The following is an 18,047-nucleotide window of genomic DNA, read 5'->3' as shown; positions in this document are numbered from 1 at the left end:
AGCCCGGTCAGCGCCGGTCCCCGACGGGTTCCAGGCGCAGCGCCCGGACCTCCTCGCGCAGCGCCTTGATCTCGTCCAGCAGCCGGTCGTCCGTGGCGCCCCTCGGCGCGGGCGCGGCGTCCTCGGACTCCATCGCGCTGCACACGACCGCGATGAACAGGTTCAGCATGGTGAACGTGCCGACCAGCAGGTAGACCACGAAGAAGATCCAGGCCAGCGGCTGGGTGGCCATCAGGTCGCGCATCACGTCCGACCAGCCGTCGCCGGTGGTGAGCTGGAACAGCGTCAGGAGGGTCGCGCCGAGGTCGCCGAACCGGGGGTCGCCGCTGCCGCGGAACAGGTTGATGGCGACCACGCTGCCGACGTACAGCATCAGCACGAGCAGCCCGGACAGCGACAGCAGGCCCGGCACGGACTTCACCAGCGCGGTCACCACCCGGCGCATGCTCGGCACCATCGCGACCAGGCGCAGAGCGCGCAGGATGCGCAGCGCCCGGACCACCGACAGCGGACCGGCCGCCGGCAGCAGGGCGACACCGACCACCACGAAGTCGAAGACGTTCCACGGGTCGCGGAAGAAGCGGGGGCCGTGCGCGTACAGCCGCGCGGCCAGTTCCAGGACGAAGATCGCCAGGGCGGTGCGGTCCAGCACGTCGAAGACGCCGCCGTAGGACGCGACCAGTGCCGTCGACGTCTCGCAGCCGAGGGTGACCGCGTTGACCACGATCACCGCGATGACCACCCGCTGCAAGCGCCTGCCGTCCACGACGTCGCGGACGCGGTCGCGCAAACCCATGCCGAACTCCTCCTGCACGCGTCGGGGATCTCGCTCGATCGAGCACCGCCCCATCGGCGGGTTGGCTGTACGGCTTGAGTGAATTCACCCGGTCGAGCGGAAGAATGCCGATTTGGCGCGGGTGCCGAGCTGGAGGTCGACGAACCGCTTGGCGCGCGACCCCTGCACAGCGGTCGAGCCGATGTGAGCGTAGGTCCACGCCGGGGCCCGCGCGCGAGCTCCGCTCCGGAGCGGGCCGGCAATGCGCCTCGTTCGCACAGACGGGGACGGACGGCGGTGAGGCCGGGCGGATCGCGAACGGGTGCCCACCGGTCGCCCGAGTCGCACCGCGCGGTCCGTCCACAGTGGATTAAGGGTGGATATGAACCCCAATTCGGCGCGATCCCGGAAGGCGACCGTGGAATTGCGGAAAAATGCGGGTGATCACCTGAATGCGAGAGCCGGATTCGGTAGCGTCGGTGGTCTGAGGGAGGAAGTCAAGTCCAGGGGGGACCATGACGGCCGGCCGCTTGATTCTCGACGACGGCGAATCGACCTGTCACAGACGCGGTGACGGGCCGCCGGTCGTGCTGCTGCACGGCGGTGGGCTCGGGGCGGCGCCGTGGGACCGCCGGTTCGACCTGCCGGCGGGCCTGGTGCCGGTCGGGCCGGGCGTGAGCGGGATGGTGTTCGAGGACCCGTTCGCCCTGGGCCGGCTCGCGCGGCCGCGGGCGTCGACCGCGGCGGACCGGCCCGACGAGTTCGACCGCGCCCTGCTGCGGTTCCCCAGCGCGTCGCGATGAACGGCGGCTTCCACCAGGCGGTGCTCGACCGGGCCGACGCCGCCGTGCTGGTGGTGGATCCGGGCGACCTGGCCGTGCGGTGGGCGTCCCCGGCGGCCCGGCGGTTGTTCGGCGCCGCGTCCGGCCTGCTGCCCGACCTGGTGGCGAACGGCGACGCGGCGGCGGTCGGCACGTTCCTCCAGGCGGCGGGCCGCGCGGGCGCGTCGCGGTTGACGTGCGCGGTGCCGGTGGAGGGTTCGGTGCACCGGCGGGTCGACCTGATCGCCCGCGACCTGAGCGAGGACCCGGAGGTGCGCGGCCTGGTGGTCGTCGCGCTCGACGTCACGGGCTGGGCGGAGACGGCCGACGAGCTGGGCAGCAGGCTCAACACCGACGCGCTGACGGGCCTGGCGAACCGCACCGGGTTCCTGCCGCGCCTGGAGCAGGCCGTGCGCGGCGCGCCGGGCCCCGTGCTGGTGTTCCTCGACCTCGACCAGTTCAAGGACGTCAACGACTGCCACGGGCACGCGGCGGGCGACCACGTGCTGCGCCTGGTCGCGTCCCGGCTGGCCGCGGTGGTGGCCGGGCGCGGCACGGCGGCCAGGCTCGGCGGCGACGAGTTCGTCGTGCTGCTCGACGAGCTGGACGAGCGGCAGGCGATCGCGGCGGCGCGGGAGATCCTGGCCGCCATCGCCACGCCGGTGGCGCTGGACGAGGGCGCGATCCGGGTGTCGGTGTCGGCGGGCATCACGTTCGTCCGGCCCGGGCACGGCGCGGAAGCCCTGCTGCACCAGGCCGACCTGGCGATGTACCGGGCCAAGACGATCGGCCCGGCCGCCGTCGCCGTCTACGACCAGGACCTGGAGGACTGGGCGCTGGCGCGCAAGCACCAGGTCGACCGGCTCGCCGAACGCCTGGAGGAGCTGCACGCGGAGAACCGGGCGCTGGCCGAGGCGGCGACCATCGACCAGCGCACCGGCCTGCCGAACCCGGCGACGTTCGACGCCGACCACGCCCGCCGCAACCGCGCCGGCGAGCCGTACAGCCTGCTGCTGGTCGACATCGACCGCTTCCACAGCTACAACACGCTCTACCGCTACCTGGCCGGCCACGAGACGCTGCGCAGGGTCGCCGAGGCCATCGACCGCACCACCCGAGCGGGTGATCGCGCGTACCGGTACGGGGGTGAGGAGTTCACCGTGCTGCTGCCGGGCACGCGGCTGGACGGCGCGCTGGCGTCGGGGGAGCGGATCAGGCAGGCCGTGCAACGGCTGGGGCTGGAGCACCGGGGCAACACCGGCGGCGTGGTGACGGTGTCGATCGGCGCGGTCGAGGTCTTACCGGGGGCCTCCGTCACCGACGCGGTGGAGGAGGCCAGCGTCGCCGTGCTGGAGGCCAAGGACGCGGGCCGCAACCGGGTGGTCGGCCGTCGGACCGGCGGGTGACCCCCACAGGCTCACCCGCACGGCAGTGGAGTGGTCCGTTTGGCGCACCGTGCAACTACGCTGAGTAGAAGAACTGGCTAGTTGCATTGCGAATCAATGAATTCACCTGGGCCGTTCTGGTGAAGGCGATCACGGTCAGTTAGTAAGAGGCGTGGACCACGACTCGATGCAGCACTTCTCCGACGGCCTCTCCACCCTCGTGCTCGCCTACGTCGTCTCGGTGATCGGCTCGCTCATCGGCCTCGCCTGCATGGCGCGCGCCCAAGCGGAGCCGGGCCGTGCCGTCAAGACGCGCTGGACGGTGTTCGGCGCGTTCGCCATCGGCGGCGTCGCCATCTGGCTCATGCACTTCATCGCCATGCTCGGCTTCGACGTGCCCGACGCCTCCATCAAGTACTCCGTGCCGCTGACCGCGCTGTCCGCGGTGGTGGCGATCGTCGTCGTCGGGGCCGGGTTGTCGCTGGTCACGCTGGTGCGGTTCACCAAGATGCGGTTGCTCGTCGCGGGCACCCTCGCCGGGCTCGGCGTGGCGGGCATGCACTACCTGGGCATGTCCGCCATCCGGTTCCGCGGCGAGATCTCCTACGACCGGACCCTGGTCGCCCTGTCGTTCCTGATCGCGGTCGTCGCGGCGACCGCCGCGTTCTGGTTCACCCTGGTGGTGAAGACGACGGCGGCGCGGCTCGCGGCCGGGCTGATCATGGGCGTGGCGGTCACCGGCATGCACTACACCGGCATGGCCGCGGTGCGGGTCACCTCCGATCCGACGATCCCCGCGCCGCAGGGCACGTCCGCGTTCGACCTGGTGTTCCCGGTGTTCGTGACCAGCGCCCTCGTGGTGGCGGCGTTGCTGTGGATGCTCTTCACCTCCGACGACGACGCGCTCGGCGAGCCCGTCTAGCGGCTACCGTCGACGCGTGACGTCCTGGACGGCGGTGGTGCTCGCGGGTGGTCGGGGCAGCAGGCTCGGCGGCGTGGACAAGGCGTCGGTCGTGGTCGACGGCCGCACGCTGCTCGACCACGTGCTGCACGCCGTCGCGCCGGCCGCGCGGATCGTCGTGGTCGGTCCGCGCAAGGACGACGTGCCCGGCGTGACGTGGGCGCGCGAGGACCCGCCCGGCGGCGGACCGGTCGCGGGACTGGCCGCCGGGCTCGCACACGTGGAGACCGACCTGGTGGTGGTGCTCGCGGTGGACCAGCCGGGCATCACCCGGTCCACGGTGGACCGGCTGCTCGCGGCCGTCGGCGCCACCGGCTCGGTCCTCGTGGACGGCGAGGGGCGGTCGCAGTGGCTCACCGGGGCGTGGCGCACGGGCGCCCTGCGCCGAGCCGTGCCCGCCGACCCGCGCGACGCCTCCGCGCGCTCCGTCCTCGGACCGCTGGACCCGACGCCCGTCACCGCCCGACCGGGCGAGGCCCGGGACGTGGACACCCCGGCCGACCTCGCGCCGTGACGGCGACCGGTCTCGTACCGCGACCGGTGACCAAGATCGGGTGAGATGGGCGTGAGCTGCATCGCTGCCGCGTTTCCGGGGGTGGACCCCTTCACAAGAGCCATACCGTCGGCAGGGAAGACTGGGGCACCGTCGTACAACCCTGTCGAGGAGGACCTTTGTCCGAGCCCGCCGCCGAGGCTCCCAACACGCCGGCTCGTGACGCCCAGTTGCTCGAACGCACCGTGTTCGAGGTCAAGCGGGTGATCGTCGGTCAGGACCGGCTGGTCGAGCGGATGCTCGTCGGCTTGCTCGCCAAGGGCCACCTGCTGCTGGAGGGCGTGCCCGGCGTGGCCAAGACGCTGGCCGTCGAGACGTTCGCCAACGTCGTCGGCGGCTCGTTCTCCCGCGTCCAGTTCACCCCCGACCTGGTGCCCGCCGACATCCTCGGCACCCGCATCTACCGCCAGGGCAGCGAGAGCTTCGACGTCGAGCTCGGCCCGGTGGTCGCCAACTTCGTCCTCGCCGACGAGATCAACCGCGCGCCCGCCAAGGTGCAGTCGGCGATGCTCGAGGTGATGGCCGAGCGGCACGTGTCGATCGGCGGCAAGACCTTCCCGATGCCCACCCCGTTCCTGGTCCTGGCCACCCAGAACCCGATCGAGAACGAAGGCGTCTACCCCCTGCCCGAGGCGCAGCGCGACCGGTTCCTGTTCAAGATCCAGGTCGAGTACCCGACGGCCGAGGAGGAGCGGGAGATCGTCTACCGGATGGGCGTCGAGCCGCCGGTGCCCAGCCAGGTGCTCGGCCCGGACGAGCTGGTCCGCCTCCAGGGCGTGGCCTCCCGGGTCTTCGTGCACCACGCGCTGGTCGACTACGTGGTCCGGCTGGTCATCGCCACCCGCGCGCCCAAGGAGCACCAGCTCACCGACGTGGCCGGGTGGGTCGCCTACGGCGCCTCGCCGCGCGCCAGCCTCGGCATCATCGCCGCCGCCCGCGCCCTCGCGCTGGTGCGCGGACGCGACTACGTGCTGCCCCAGGACGTCGTGGACGTGGTGCCGGACGTGCTGCGCCACCGCCTGGTGCTGTCCTACGACGCGCTGGCCGACGGCGTGCCGCTGGACCACATCATCACCCGCGTGCTGCAGACCGTGCCGCTGCCGCAGGTCTCCGCACGTCCGCAGACGCCGCAGCCCGCGGGCAGGCCGTGACCGGGCCGAACCCGCAGGACGCCGACCGGCCGAACTGGGCGCCACCGGTGCTGCACGGCGGTCGGATGGAAGCGGCGCTGCGCACGCTCGAACTGGAGGTCCGCCGCCGGCTCGACGGCCTGCTCCAGGGCAACCACCTCGGGCTCGTGCCCGGACCGGGCTCCGAACCCGGTGAGGCGCGGCCCTACCAGCCCGGCGACGACGTGCGGCGGATGGACTGGGCGGTCACCGCGCGCACCACCGTGCCGCACATCCGCGAGACCGTCGCCGACCGCGAGCTGGAGACGTGGCTCGCGATCGACCTGTCGCCGAGCCTCGACTTCGGCACGGCGGCGTGCGAGAAGCGCGACCTGGTGGTCGCCGCGACGGCCGCGGTGGCGCACCTGACCCGTGGCGGCGGCAACCGGATCGGCGCGCTGGTCTCCACCGGCGAGAACCTCGTCCGGGTGCCCGCCCGCGGCGGTCTGGCGCACTCGCGTGGGCTGATCCGCAAGGTCGCCGAGACGCCGCGCGCCCCCGAGGGCACCCGCGGCTCGCTGGCCGACGTGGTCGAACAACTGCGCCGCCCGCCGCGGCGGCGCGGCCTGGTCGTGGTGATCTCCGACTTCCTCGGCGGCACGGAGTGGCAGCGCCCGCTGCGCGCGTTGTCCGCCCGGCACGACCTGGTGGCCATCGAGGTGATCGACCCGCGTGACATCGACCTGCCCGAGGTCGGCACGGTCGTGCTGGCCGACCCGGAGTCGGGCAGGCAGCGCGAGGTCGTCGCGTCGCCGTTGCTGCGCCGAGAGTTCGCCGCCGCCGCGGCCGAGCACCGCGCCGAGGTGGCCGCCGGGCTGCGTCGCGCCGGAGCCGGCCACCTGGTGCTGCGCACCGACTCGGACTGGATCGCCGACACCGTGCGGTTCGTCGTCGCGCGCAAGCGCCGCTGGTCGGGAGGGGTGGCCTGATGAGCCTGTCGGGTTTCACCGCGCCGTGGTGGTTCCTGCTGCTGGTGGCCGTGGTGGCGCTCGCCGCGTTCTACGTGGTGCTGCAACGCGTGCTGCGCAAGCGGACGCTGCGGTTCGCCAACCTGTCGATGCTGGAGAAGGTCGCGCCCAAGCGGCAGGGCTGGTACCGGCACGTGCCGGCCGCGTTGCTGATGGTCGCGTTCATCGCGCTGACCGTGGCGCTGGCCGGGCCGACCGCCGAGCAGAAGGTGCCGCGCAACCGCGCGACCGTGATGCTGGTGATCGACACGTCGCTGTCGATGAAGGCCACCGACGTGCAACCGTCCCGGTTGGACGCCGCGCAGGTGGCCGCCAAGTCGTTCGCCGACGGGCTCACGCCCGGCATCAACCTGGGGCTGATCTCGTTCGCCGGTTCGGCGACCGTGCTGGTCGCGCCCACCACCGACCGCGTGGCCGTCACGCAGAGCATCGACGGGCTGAAGCTGGCCCAGTCGACCGCGACGGGTGACGCGATCGTGGCCGCGCTGGCGGCGATCGACTCGTTCGGCAAGGTCGTCGGCGGCGCGGACGGGCCGCCGCCCGCCCGGGTCGTGCTGATGACGGACGGCAAGGAGACGGTCGGCACGCGGGACGCGTTCGACGCGGCCGAGGACGCGAAGAAGGCCGGCGTCCCGATCTCCACGATCTCGTTCGGCACCGAGGAAGGCGTGGTCGAGATCGAGGGACGGCGGCAGGAGGTGCCGGTGGACGACGACTCGATGAAGGAGATCGCGAAGCTGTCCGGCGGCGAGTTCTTCAAGGCCGCGAGCGCCGAGGAGCTGCGGCGGGTGTACGACACGCTGGGCGAGCAGATCGGGTACGAGAAGAAGCAGGCCGACGCGTCACGGCCGTGGGTGGCGCTGGGCACCGTGCTGGGGATGATCGCCGTCGCGGGCGCGCTGCTCTTCGGGCAACGTCTGCCGTGAGGCGGCAGTATGTCGCCCGTGGTGGTGGCGGAGAACTGGCGGGAGATGGTCGACTGGTCCGTGGCGCTGCTGCGCCGCGGCACCGGCGAGGGCGTGCCGGAGTGGAACCGGCGGGTCCTGTCGTCCGGTCTCGACAACGAGTGCGACCTGCGGCTCTGGCTGCGGGAGCAGGGCGTGACCGGGTACCCGCAGATGCTGCTGGTGATGGAGCGGTTCGGCTACCCGGACCTGCTGAGCGCGTCGTCGGACGGGCTGGTGGACGCCCAGTACGCCGACCGGTCCGAGCTGCGCCCGATCCTCGACCGGCTGCTGGCCGAGGCGGCGTTGCTGGGTCCGATGCGCGTGCGGGCGCGCAAGACGCACGTGGCGCTGGTGTCGCCGCGCCGGACGTTCGCGATCGTGAAGGCGACCGGCCGTGCCCGCGTCGACCTGGGGCTGCGCCTCGCCGACCACCCGCCGACCGGCCGCCTCGAGCCGCTGCGTTCCCCGGGTGACGGCACCATCACCGTGCGGATCGGCATCGGCAGCGCCGACGACATCGACGACGACACCCTGACCCACCTGCGCCACGCCTACACCGCCAACTCCTGACCCCCGAGAGTCCAACCCCGAGCCCGCGTGAGTCCTACGTTCAGAACATGCGTGTCCTACGTTCAGAACACCTGAGTTGAACACTCAGCACACGGTCGGGCTGCGCTGAGCGTTGAATTCGGGTGTTCCGAACGTAGGACACACGCGTTCCGAACGTAGGACACACGCGTTCTGGACGTAGGACACGCGCGGGCTGGAGGTTGGACTCTCGGGGCGTGGAGGTTGGACTCTCGGGTTACCACTTGGCTTCGGCGTGCAGCCACAGGCCGACGGCCAGGCCCAGGCCGACGAGGTTCAGCGGCGAGAAGCCGGCGCCGCCCGAGACGAGCAGGCCGAACAGCAGGCTGAACCCGGCCGTCAGCACGTAGAGCCGAGGACCCCACTTGCGGGTGAACCACGCGCCCAGCAGCCCGACGACGGCGACCACGCTCACCGAGGTCAGCAGCACGACGAGCCGCAACGGGTCGTCGCCCCAGTCGGCGCCGTGGTCGACCTCGTCCACCCAGCTCACCACGCCGAGCACCAGCACGAGCGCGTTGGCGAGGGTCATCAGCACCAGCAGCACGACGATGCCGCCGCCCTTCTTGACGCGCGGCTCGGCCCGGAGGGTGGTGTTCGGCGAGTCGGAGGAGTCGTGCTGCGCCATGGCGGCGGTCCTTTCCGGGTACGGCGCGGACCCGGTCGCCGCGTGGCGGAACCGGTCCGGTGCCGTGAGGAGCGGGGCGACCCGTCCGGCGCCCCTGACCGGTGACGCTACGGAGCGGGCGGGTGGCCCGGCGAGGACGGCGGGGGTGGAAGTTTCCGGTTCCTGGCGGTCCGCTCCACCTCGGCGAGGTCGGCGGCGGTCACCAGGCGGACCTCGGCGGCCCGGCGGGCCACGGCGAACCGGGTGTTCTGGAGCCGACCCGCGTGGGGTGCCCCGAACGGGTCGTCCGCCGCGCCGAACGCGATGGCCGCGATCGCCCGGATCGCGTCGTCCACCCGCTGCGGCCGGTGCAGGTTCCAGGTGTAGCCGTGCCACTCGCGGACGCGTTCGAAGATCTCCCGGTTCGACGGCGGCCGCGGGTAGTCGTCCGCGCCGACCAGCCACGGTTCGCACAGCGCCAGCGCGACGAACCAGTCCCGCCCGCCCCGCACGAGCCCCGGACCGGTCCGCGTGTCGTCGCCGCCCGCGCCGAACCCCACCTCCGACGTCGACGCCACGTGCTCCACGCCGACGGTGATGAGCAGGTCGGCGAACCCGTCGCCCGGACCGTTGCGGCCCAGCAGCAGCACCAGCTGGTTCTCGCCGACGTCCAGCAACGCCGACGCCGACCGGGTCAGGATCACCCGACGCGCCCCGCCCGGCGCGTCGAACAGGCTGGACAGCTGAGCCTCGCCCGCGCCGAGCCACGTCAACGACACCACGTCCGCGCCCACCGCCAGCTCGCCGACGAGCCGCGACACGTGCGGCGCGCAGTCCGGCAGCGTCACCACCACGCGCCCCGGCCGGGGCGGACCCACGACACCGTGCGGCGCCCGTCCGAACAGCAGCGACTCACCCGGCCCCAGCACCACCGAAGCCAGGCCCGCGCCGCGCACCACCACCCTGGGCACGTCGCTACTCCGGGCAACCGGGCGGATCGCCCCGGTCCGGTCCGAGGGCGCGCCACTCCTCGGCGAGCGACTCGCGGTCCAGCGACCCGCACAGCACCTCGACCGCGCGGTCCGGTGCGAGGTCCCAGAGCCGGACGGCGCCGTCGGCGCCCACCGACGCGACCCGTTCACCGCCGGGGTCGAACGCCACGTCGTTCAGCTCGCCGCCGTGCCGGTCCAGCCGCGCCAGCTGCCGCGTCCCGTCGACCTCCCACAGCCGCAGCACGGTGTCCTGGCTCGCGGTGGCCAGCGTCCGGCCGTCCGGGCTCCACGTCACCCGCCGCACCGGCGCGTCGTTGCCGGTGAGCGCGCCGACCTGGACACCGTCCTTGACCCGCCACAGCCGCACCAGCCGGTCACCGCCGCCGGTGGCGAGCACCGCGCCGTCCGGGCTGAACTCCACGTCGATCGCGATGCCCTCGTGGCCGGGCAGGATCGTCCACTGCGCACCGGGGTCCACCAGGTCCCACAGCCCGATCCGACCGCCCGACAGCGTCACGGCGAGCGTGCGGCTGTCCGGGCTGAACGAGACACCGGTCGGGTAGTTGGGCTCCACCCCGTTCACCGGGGTGTTGCGGGGTTCCTCGGCGGTCGGCCGCCGGTTCACCAGGCGGAGGTCGGCGGCGTCGAGCAGGAGCAGCTCGTCGCGCTCCTCCGTCGACCCGGTCGGCTTGCGGCCCGCGACGGCGATCACCTTGCCGTCGGGGCTGATCCGCACTGCGGTGAACTCGGTGCCCGGCCGGGAGAACCGGCGCACCTCCGCGCCGGTCTCCGCCTGCCACACCACGAGCAGGCCGTCCTTGCCCACGGTGACCAGCTCGCTGCCGTCCGGGCTGAACGCGACGTCGTAGGCGGCGTCGCGGTGGCCCGGCATCTCCCGGACCAACCGCGAGTTCCGGTGGTCCCACAGCCGCACCACGCCGTTGCCGCTGGTGGTGGCGAGCAGGTCGCCGCCGGGTGGCTGGAACGCCGCGCCGAGCACGACCGCGTCCCGCGGGCCGAGGGTGGACCGCTCGTAGGACCACACCGTGATCACCCCGGTGGAGTCGGCGCTGAGCAGCGTGTGGCCGTCGGCGGACATCGCCACGCCGAACGTGGTCACCGAGCCCGCGGCGAACTGGGTCAGCGCCTCGCCGGTCGCGATGTCCCACGAGTGGACGCTCGCGCCGACCGCGCCCGCCACCACGGCCCGGCCGGACGGCGTGAACGCGATCGAGCTCAGCCCCACCTCGGCCGTGGTGATCACCTTGCGCGCGGTCCACGTCCCGACGTCCCACAACCGGACCGTCGCGTCCATGCCCGTGCTCGCCAGCAGCCCGCCGTCGGGCGCGAACGCCAGCGAGTTCACCTCGCCGGTGTGCCCGGTGAGCGTCGCGACCACCGCGCCGTCGCCCACCCGGTGCACCACCACGTCGTTGCCGCTGGTCAACGCGACCAGCCCCGGGTCGGGCAGGAACGCCATCCGGATCGAGGGCGCCGCGACGAACACGGCCCGCTCGGTGAACCCGGTCGTCTCCCAGACCACCACACCGCGGTCGGTGTAGGCGACGAGCGCGCCGCCGTCCGGCGAGAGCGCCGTGTCCACCGCCCGTTCCGGCACGGTGAAGACCCGCTTGCGCGCGGGCACGTCCCACAGCTCGACCTTGTTCGTCAGCGGGTCGGCGGCGGCGAGCAGCCGGCCGTCGGCGCTCATCGACAAGGTCCGGTACCACTTGCCCTTGTCGTCCAGCACGGCCAGCTCACGGCGCGCGGGCACGTCCCACAGCCGCAGCGTGCCGTCCCGGCCGCCGGACGCCGCGACCTTCCCGTCACCGCTGAGCGCGAGCCCGTTGATCGCGCCGACGTGCCCGGTCATCCGGCCGCGGTAGGCGTCGGTGGTCGCGCCCAGCAGCGCGCTGCGGCCCTCGACGGTCGGACTGGCCCGCCACGCGCCGAACGCCGCCAGCGCCGCCCGCCGGGGGTCCACCGCCCTGGCCAGCGCCGACTCCGCCGCCAGCTGCCGGGACAGGTTCTGCTGCCGCCCGTTGTCCGCCCGGTCCCGTTCGGCCTGCGCCGACTGCCGCGACAGGGTCGCCACGACGACCGCCACCGCCGCGACCACCAGCAGCAGGCTCAACGCGGCGACCAAGCCGCGCAACCGGGTCGTGCGCCGCCGCGCCGCGACCTGACCGGCGTGCTCGGCCGCCGTGGACCGGGCCAGGAAGTCCTGCTCGACCGGCTGCAACCGCACCCGGTCCCGCGCCGACTCCAGCCACGCGGTCAGCGACGCCAACCGCACGCCCCGGTACAGGTCGTCGTCGTGCTGCCCGGACTCGACCCACACCCGGACCGAGTCGGTGAACCGGCGGTGCTGCACCAGGCCCGCGCGGTCCTCCTCGATCCAGTCCCGCAGCCGCGGCCACGCGGTGAACAGCGCCTCGTGGCTCAGCCGCGCGCCGGAGCCGTCGACGGTCACCAACCGGGCCGCGATCAGCCGGTCCAGCACGTGCTGCTGCGCCGCGAACTCGCGCGGTTCGACCCGCCACCGGACCACCGCGCCGTCGTCGAGCACCGCGACCAGCCGCAGCAGGATCGCCCGCAACGCCTGCCGCCCCACCGGGTCCAGCGCCGAGTGGATCTCCTCGGCGGTGCGCGCGACCGCGCCGTCGATGCCGCTCGCGCGGCGGTAGGCGGCCAGCGTCAGCACCGGGCCGTCGCGGTGCAGCCACGACTCGCGCAGCGCGTGCGCCAACCGGGGCAGCGCGCCGGGGTCGTAGCCGATCTCGCCGCGCACGCCCAGGTCGGCGATCATCCGCTCGGGCAGACCGGGCTCGACGTCGACGCCGAAGTCCTTGGCGGGGCTGACGATCGCCTGCCGCAGCCCGGTCGCGTCCAACGGGCCGAGCAGCACGGGCGCGGCCAGCGCGGGCCGCAGCGGCGCCAGCTCGATGCACCGGTCGACCAGGTCCGCCCGGACGGCCAGCACGACCAGCGCCGGCCGGGCGGCGGTCAATGCGCCGGCGAACGCCAACCGGTCCGCCTCGGGCGCGTTGAACACCTCCTCGAACTGGTCGACGACGATCACCGGCCGCGTCGCGCCCGCGCACCACTCGCCGAACCGGCCGGGCGACTCCCGGATCAGCCGCGCCCACCGCGCCGCGTCGGTCGCCGTGCGGGCGGCCATCGCGGCGGCGAGGTTGCCGACCGGGTCCACGCCCGGCGTCACCACCACCTGGGGCCACGTCTCGTCGCCGTCACCGGCCAGCGCGGGCAGCAGACCGGCTTTGAGGACGGACGACTTGCCGGCTCCGGACGCGCCGACCAGCACCACCGGCTCACCGCCGCGGACCTGCTCGGCCAGCCGGACCAGGAGTTCGGTGACGACGTGCGAGCGGCCGTGGAACAGGTCCGCGTCGGCCCGCTCGAACCCGCTCAGACCGGGGTACGGGGTGGCCGGCGGTCGCGGCCGCGACGCGCGCGGCCGGTTGGCGGAGCGCAGGATCGCGCGCACCAGCCGGCCCTGGTCCTCGCCGGGGCCGGGCGACGTCGGCCGGGCGGCGTGCTCGGTGGCGCCGTCGAACGCGGCCGACTCCGCCGCCGCGATCAGCGCCGTCGCCGACTCGAACCGCCGTGCCGGGTCCTTCGCCAGCCCGCGCAGCACCACGGCGTCCAAGCCGGGGCTGACGGTCGGGCTGAACACCGAGGGCGCGGGCGGTGGCTGCAACAGGTGCGCGGCGACCTTCGCGGCCGGGTCGGCGGCCGGGTGCGGCAGGCGGCCGGTCAGGCACTCGAACAGCACGCACGCCAAGGAGTACTGGTCCGACCGGCCGTCGACCTCGCCGCCGGACAGGCGTTCCGGCGCCATGTAGTCCCACGAGCCGATCAGGTCGCCCGACCGGGTCAGGGCGGTGGCCTCGGGCGAGGTCTCCCGGGCGATGCCGAAGTCGGCCAGGTAGGCGTGGTCGTCGGCGGAGATCAGGATGTTGGACGGCTTCACGTCCCGGTGGACCAGGCCGCGCGCGTTGGCGGCGTCCACGGCGGCGGCGACCTGGCGGAGGATCTTCAGCGCCCGGACCGGGTCGACCTCGCCGGCGCCCAGGGCGCGCCGCAAGTCCGTGCCGTCGACCAGCATCATGTCCAGGAACAGGTGGCCGTCGACCTCGCCGAAGTCGTTGACCGGGACGACGTTCGGGTGGCGCAGCGCGGCGGCGAGGCGCGACTCGCGCTGGAACCGGGCCCGGTACTCGTGGTCGGTGGCGGCGGCCGACAGGCGCTTCAGCGCGACGACCCGGTCGTGCACGGTGTCGTAGGCGCGGTGCACGACACCCATGCCGCCCTGTCCGAGCAGCTCGCGGATCTCGTACCGCCCGAACCCGGCTAAGCCTGATCGCGCCCCCATAGCGCCCCCTCGTCTCGCCCGCCCGAACCTTACTGGGCGGCGCCGGTCGTCCCACCGGGTGAGCGGGTGAGGCGCCGCGGGCGCGGACGGGGTGTGGAGGCCCGTCCGCGGCCCGCGGTCCTTCGACGGATCCCGCCGGTGAAGGGGTGTTCCCACGGGATCCGGGGATCGGCGACCGCGGGTCGAGGGGTGGACCCGCGCGTGGCCGGAGTGGTGCCCTGGCGGACCGGTCAGATGCCGCAGGACGAGGCCGACCAGAAGCGGCTGCCCCGGTGGTCGACGTGGGTGTGGTCGCTGTGGTCCGGGTAGCCCGGGCCGAGGATGCCGTTGAACCCGTGGTTGCGGGCCTGCTGCGCCAGGCGGCACAGGGAGTGCGGGCCCGAGCCCAGGTCGACCGCGTCGCCGTACAGGTGCCGGGAGTTGGACGCGCCGCCGGCCGCGTTGTTGCACGCCACGCTGCGGAAACCACTGGTGACCCGGATCGACTGGTCGCCGAGCGCGTGCCGCAGCGCCTGCAGCTTCCACATCGACACCAGCGCGTTGGCCTTCGCCGTGGCCGCCGAGACGTTGCCGCCGGCCCAGGTGGAGTTGCAGTTGTTCAACTCCGCGTAGGAGAAGTTGACCGGCGTGCAGTCGTCGTCCTGCAGCGAGTAGATCCGCGAGTAGGTCGCGTTGCCCGCCACCCCGTCCGCCGCCAGGCCGTAAGCCTGCTGGAAGCGCACGAGGGCGGACCGCGTCGCCGGGCCGAACTGGCCGTCGAGGCCGAGCACGGCGCCGTAGCCGGGGTAGCCGGACAGCCGGATCTGCAGCTGTCGCACGTCCTCACCGGACGCGCCCTCGGACAGGGTTCGGTTCCACGTGTAGCAGCCGTCGGCTTGCGCCGTGCCGCCACCGGCCACGAGAACCACGGCGACGAGCGCTAACGACGCCAGGTAGGACACTAGTCGGAGCACAGGGACCTCCAGACCTGGTTGGGGGACGGCTCTGGAGCCTGGCGGAGAGGTAAACTTGCGTCAATCTGTCCCGGATGTCTGAATATTTCACACCACACGAATAGTTTGTGAACAACTGGTCGTGCGGGCCGTGCCACGAGGGTGGGACGTCGTCGGGCCCGGCTCGGTGCCGCACGTGCCTTCGGGGCCGCGAAGCCGCCGACCGCACGCCACCGGTCCGCGGCACGAGGCGGTGGGTCACCGGGGTCTGGCCTTCGGTCCGGTGCGGACCAGCGACCGGCCCTGCCCGCGCGACCGCACGACCGGGGCGTGCGACGGCGGCAAGGGCAACGGCTGGGACTCCTGCTGCTGACGCGGCACCCTGGCCAGTTCGACGGGGTCCGAGAACTGCGTGCGGGCCGGTCCGGGCTCGGACCTCACCGATTCCGATCGCGCCGGTTCCGGTCGCGCCGGCTCCGCGCGTGCCGACGCGGCGCGTGCCGCGTTCGTGCGCGCGGCCTCGGACCGGACCGCCTCCTGGAGCAAGGCGTTCTCCAGCCGCAGCGCCTCGGTGCGCACGGCCTCGAACCGCATCGACTGCTCGGACCGCGTCGGTCTGGCCCGCGGCGCCTCGAAGCGCACCGATTCCGTGCGCGGCGCTTCGAACCGGACCGACTCCTCGCGCCGGACCGGCGCCGCCATCGGTCCGGGGACCGGCGACTCCCTCGGCGGCGCGGGCTGCGGCGGCACGGGCTGCGGCACGGCGTCCGGTCGGGGCACGGGCTGAGGCGGGCGGCGCTGAGGTCCGCTCGCGGTCACCCGGTTCTGCCGCCACAGCTCGGTCGACAGCTTGATCATCGCCGTCGGCGCGTCCAACCCGACCATCCCGACCAGGCGCCCGTCGCTGACGAACCCGGTGATGGTCCGGTGGTCCTTCTGCGACCCGGCCAACGTCGTCGTGTCCTGGCCCAGGGAAGGCAGGCCCGACCCCTGGATGCGCATGCCGTACTGCTCGGTCCAGAACCGGGGGACGGGGGTGAACGGCCGCGAGTCGTCCCTGCCCGCCAACAGGTTCTCCGCGGCCGCCCGCCCCATCTCCACCGCGTTGAGCCAGTGCTCCACCCGACGCGGTTGCCCTCCGAACCGGAGGTTCGGCCACCGCGCGACGTCGCCCGCGGCCACGATGTCGGACCCGCCGACCACGTGGCACGTGGGGTCGCACAGCACGCCGTCCTCCAGCACCAGACCCGATCCGCGCAGCCAGGCCGTCGACGGCGAGGCGCCCACCGCGATCACCACGACCGCGGCGAAGAACACCTGCCCGTCGGAGAGGTGGATCGCCACCCCGCCCGCCTGGCGCACCCAGTGCCGGATCTTCACGCCCATCGCCATCCGGACACCGCGTACCCGGTGCGCCTCGGTGACCGTGTCGGCGATGTTCTTGCCGACCGCGCTGCCGAGCAGCGTGGACGACCGGCTCACGATGGCCACGTCCCGGCCCATCGTCTTCACCGACGCGGCCATCTCGCAGCCGATGAGGCCGCCGCCGATGACCACGACCAGCCCCTGCGTCGAGTTGATCGCCCGCTTGATCGCGATCGCGTCGTCCACGGTCCGCAGCACGTGGATGCGCGGGTCCTGGCGCGGCGCGCCCGCCAGGTGGCGCGGCTCGACGCCGGTCGCGATGATCAGCCCGTCGTACTTCAGCTCCTCGCCGCCGGGCAGGCCGACCACGCGCCGGTCCGGCTCCAGGTGCGTGGCCGCGGTGCCGAGCCGCCACACCGCGTTCAGCTCGCGGCTGATGGTCAGCCGCAGGTCGGACGCGATCAGCTCGCCGTTGATCGCCTCCTTGGACAGCGCTGGCCGGTGGTAGGGCAGGTGCCGCTCCGCGCTCACGATGACGATCTCGCCGCGGAAGCCGAGCTCCCGCAGCCGCTCGCCCGCGCGCAGACCGGCCAGCCCGCCGCCCGCGATGACCACGCGTTCCTCGTTCTTCACCGCACACGCTCCCGCAGCTCGATCGCGCGCATCGGGCACGCGCGCGCGGCGGCCCGCGCCTTCGCGAACTGCTCGGGTGGCGGCCTGCGCTCGTACCGCAGGCGTTCGTCGTCGACCAGCTGGAACAACCCCGGCGCCTCGGCCTGGCAGATGCCGTAGCGGTGGCAGCGCTCGTTGTCGACGCTGATGTCCAACGCGCTGCCGCCCGCGCCGTCCGGCTCGGGCTCGAAACCGGGCTCGGGTTCCAGCATGCCGAGCTTCACCAGCCAGTCCGGCGGCAGGAAGCGGGCGACGGCCATCGTCGCCGTGGGCACCAGGATCGTCAGGCCGGCCAACCACAGCACGGCCAGGTTGCCGTTCGCGACCGCGCCGAACCAGGAGTGGACCACGGTGACCGCGACCGCGGGGTAGGCCAACTGGTGCAGCCGCAGCCACTTGCGGTAGTAGACCTTCTTGCGCAGGCCCGCGGTGATCGCGATGGTCAGCATGATCTCCAGGCCGAGGATGCCGAGGGCGTGCCGGAGCAGGCCGCCGTCGTAGAACGGCACCAGGACCTTCAAGTACGAGAAAGCGCCGAGCTGCAACAGGGTGAACGCCAGCGCGTGCAGCGACCCGAACGTCAGGGCCATGGTCGCCAGCACCATGTGGCTGTTGCGCAACCCCTGTCTGCCGGAGATCTTGTTGGCCCAGCCCGTGGCGATCAGCACGCCCCAGCACAGGGTGGCGCACATGGACGCGTAGGCCAGGCGGGCCGAGATCTGCGCCACGTGGCGCACTCCGGCGTCGTGGTCGCCGCCGGTCGCCTGGGCGATCAGCAGCGGAACCTGGGTGAGCACTGGTCTTACCTCCGAGATGGCGGGGGAGAACTCGCAGGCGGTGGGAGCGGGCCGACCCGTGGCCGGCCCCGTTCGGGCCGACCCGCCCGGCCGGCCGCGCAGGAGTGGTCACGACCTGC

15 protein-coding genes are annotated in these 18,047 nt (G+C 73.4%); 8 read left to right on the top strand and 7 right to left on the bottom strand.

Going from position 1 to position 18,047, the window contains the following annotated elements; all coding sequences use genetic code 11:
- Nucleotides 1–7 precede the first annotated feature (7 nt).
- The gene (locus IOD16_RS21335) at nucleotides 8–796 is read right to left on the bottom strand and encodes an ion transporter (RefSeq protein ID WP_201435843.1); all 789 of its coding nucleotides are present in this window, start codon (nucleotides 794–796) and stop codon (nucleotides 8–10) included.
- A 566-nt stretch (nucleotides 797–1,362) separates the two neighbouring features.
- Here IOD16_RS21335 and IOD16_RS21325 point away from each other — a divergent pair.
- From IOD16_RS21325 to IOD16_RS21290, 8 genes are all read left to right on the top strand, one after another.
- Nucleotides 1,363–1,578 (top strand): hypothetical protein, encoded by a 216-nt coding sequence (locus tag IOD16_RS21325; RefSeq protein WP_201435841.1) that lies wholly within the window; start codon nucleotides 1,363–1,365, stop codon nucleotides 1,576–1,578.
- Complete coding sequence (locus IOD16_RS21320; protein ID WP_201435840.1) at nucleotides 1,575–3,002, top strand: sensor domain-containing diguanylate cyclase; 1,428 nt, start codon at nucleotides 1,575–1,577, stop codon at nucleotides 3,000–3,002. The genes IOD16_RS21325 and IOD16_RS21320 overlap by 4 nt, the downstream gene beginning before the upstream one ends.
- A 151-nt stretch (nucleotides 3,003–3,153) precedes the next feature.
- Entirely contained in the window at nucleotides 3,154–3,903 is a 750-nt protein-coding gene (locus tag IOD16_RS21315; protein ID WP_236594261.1) for an MHYT domain-containing protein, read from the top strand.
- A 16-nt stretch (nucleotides 3,904–3,919) separates the two neighbouring features.
- Nucleotides 3,920–4,456: a molybdenum cofactor guanylyltransferase gene (gene mobA, locus IOD16_RS21310; RefSeq protein WP_201435839.1), complete on the top strand. Its 537-nt coding sequence runs from the start codon at nucleotides 3,920–3,922 to the stop codon at nucleotides 4,454–4,456.
- A 158-nt stretch (nucleotides 4,457–4,614) separates the two neighbouring features.
- The gene (locus tag IOD16_RS21305; protein WP_123747319.1) at nucleotides 4,615–5,646 is read left to right on the top strand and encodes an AAA family ATPase; all 1,032 of its coding nucleotides are present in this window, start codon (nucleotides 4,615–4,617) and stop codon (nucleotides 5,644–5,646) included.
- Between the two features lie 65 nt (nucleotides 5,647–5,711).
- On the top strand, nucleotides 5,712–6,593 hold the full coding sequence (locus IOD16_RS21300) for a DUF58 domain-containing protein (RefSeq protein WP_236595201.1): 882 nt from the start codon (nucleotides 5,712–5,714) through the stop codon (nucleotides 6,591–6,593).
- Entirely contained in the window at nucleotides 6,593–7,558 is a 966-nt protein-coding gene (locus tag IOD16_RS21295) for a VWA domain-containing protein (protein ID WP_201435837.1), read from the top strand. The genes IOD16_RS21300 and IOD16_RS21295 overlap by 1 nt, the downstream gene beginning before the upstream one ends.
- A 9-nt stretch (nucleotides 7,559–7,567) precedes the next feature.
- On the top strand, nucleotides 7,568–8,149 hold the full coding sequence (locus IOD16_RS21290; protein ID WP_201435836.1) for a DUF5655 domain-containing protein: 582 nt from the start codon (nucleotides 7,568–7,570) through the stop codon (nucleotides 8,147–8,149).
- Nucleotides 8,150–8,384: 235 nt separating this feature from the next.
- Here the strand turns inward: IOD16_RS21290 and IOD16_RS21285 are convergent, their stop codons facing one another.
- From IOD16_RS21285 to IOD16_RS21260, 6 genes are all read right to left on the bottom strand, one after another.
- On the bottom strand, nucleotides 8,385–8,795 hold the full coding sequence (locus IOD16_RS21285; RefSeq protein WP_201435835.1) for a hypothetical protein: 411 nt from the start codon (nucleotides 8,793–8,795) through the stop codon (nucleotides 8,385–8,387).
- 107 nt (nucleotides 8,796–8,902) lie between these two features.
- The gene (locus IOD16_RS21280; RefSeq protein WP_236594260.1) at nucleotides 8,903–9,745 is read right to left on the bottom strand and encodes a hypothetical protein; all 843 of its coding nucleotides are present in this window, start codon (nucleotides 9,743–9,745) and stop codon (nucleotides 8,903–8,905) included.
- Nucleotides 9,746–9,749: 4 nt separating this feature from the next.
- The gene (locus tag IOD16_RS21275; protein WP_201435834.1) at nucleotides 9,750–14,162 is read right to left on the bottom strand and encodes an nSTAND1 domain-containing NTPase; all 4,413 of its coding nucleotides are present in this window, start codon (nucleotides 14,160–14,162) and stop codon (nucleotides 9,750–9,752) included.
- A 230-nt stretch (nucleotides 14,163–14,392) separates the two neighbouring features.
- Entirely contained in the window at nucleotides 14,393–15,115 is a 723-nt protein-coding gene (locus IOD16_RS21270; RefSeq protein ID WP_123747325.1) for a D-Ala-D-Ala carboxypeptidase family metallohydrolase, read from the bottom strand.
- A gap of 237 nt (nucleotides 15,116–15,352) precedes the next feature.
- Nucleotides 15,353–17,092 (bottom strand): NAD(P)/FAD-dependent oxidoreductase, encoded by a 1,740-nt coding sequence (locus IOD16_RS21265; protein ID WP_201435833.1) that lies wholly within the window; start codon nucleotides 17,090–17,092, stop codon nucleotides 15,353–15,355.
- Nucleotides 17,089–17,928 (bottom strand): ferredoxin, encoded by an 840-nt coding sequence (locus IOD16_RS21260; RefSeq protein ID WP_201435832.1) that lies wholly within the window; start codon nucleotides 17,926–17,928, stop codon nucleotides 17,089–17,091. The genes IOD16_RS21265 and IOD16_RS21260 overlap by 4 nt, the downstream gene beginning before the upstream one ends.
- Nucleotides 17,929–18,047: the final 119 nt, after the last annotated feature.

The sequence above is a fragment of the Saccharothrix sp. 6-C genome (genome assembly GCF_016695385.1).
GTDB classification, from domain to species: Bacteria; Actinomycetota; Actinomycetes; order Mycobacteriales; family Pseudonocardiaceae; genus Actinosynnema; species Actinosynnema texasense.
Note: the sequence above shows the minus strand (reverse complement) of the source record. Positions and strands in the feature narration are given on the sequence as shown.

Bases quoted from the DNA above. Each gene is read 5' to 3' on its own strand.
- IOD16_RS21290 (WP_201435836.1), top strand. From the start codon at position 7,568: ATGTCGCCCGTGGTGGTGGCGGAGAACTGGCGGGAGATGGTCGACTGG.
- IOD16_RS21295 (WP_201435837.1), top strand. From the start codon at position 6,593: ATGAGCCTGTCGGGTTTCACCGCGCCGTGGTGGTTCCTGCTGCTGGTG.
- IOD16_RS21320 (WP_201435840.1), top strand. From the start codon at position 1,575: ATGAACGGCGGCTTCCACCAGGCGGTGCTCGACCGGGCCGACGCCGCC.
- IOD16_RS21335 (WP_201435843.1), bottom strand. From the start codon at position 796: ATGGGTTTGCGCGACCGCGTCCGCGACGTCGTGGACGGCAGGCGCTTG.
- IOD16_RS21300 (WP_236595201.1), top strand. From the start codon at position 5,712: ATGGAAGCGGCGCTGCGCACGCTCGAACTGGAGGTCCGCCGCCGGCTC.
- IOD16_RS21275 (WP_201435834.1), bottom strand. From the start codon at position 14,162: ATGGGGGCGCGATCAGGCTTAGCCGGGTTCGGGCGGTACGAGATCCGC.
- IOD16_RS21285 (WP_201435835.1), bottom strand. From the start codon at position 8,795: ATGGCGCAGCACGACTCCTCCGACTCGCCGAACACCACCCTCCGGGCC.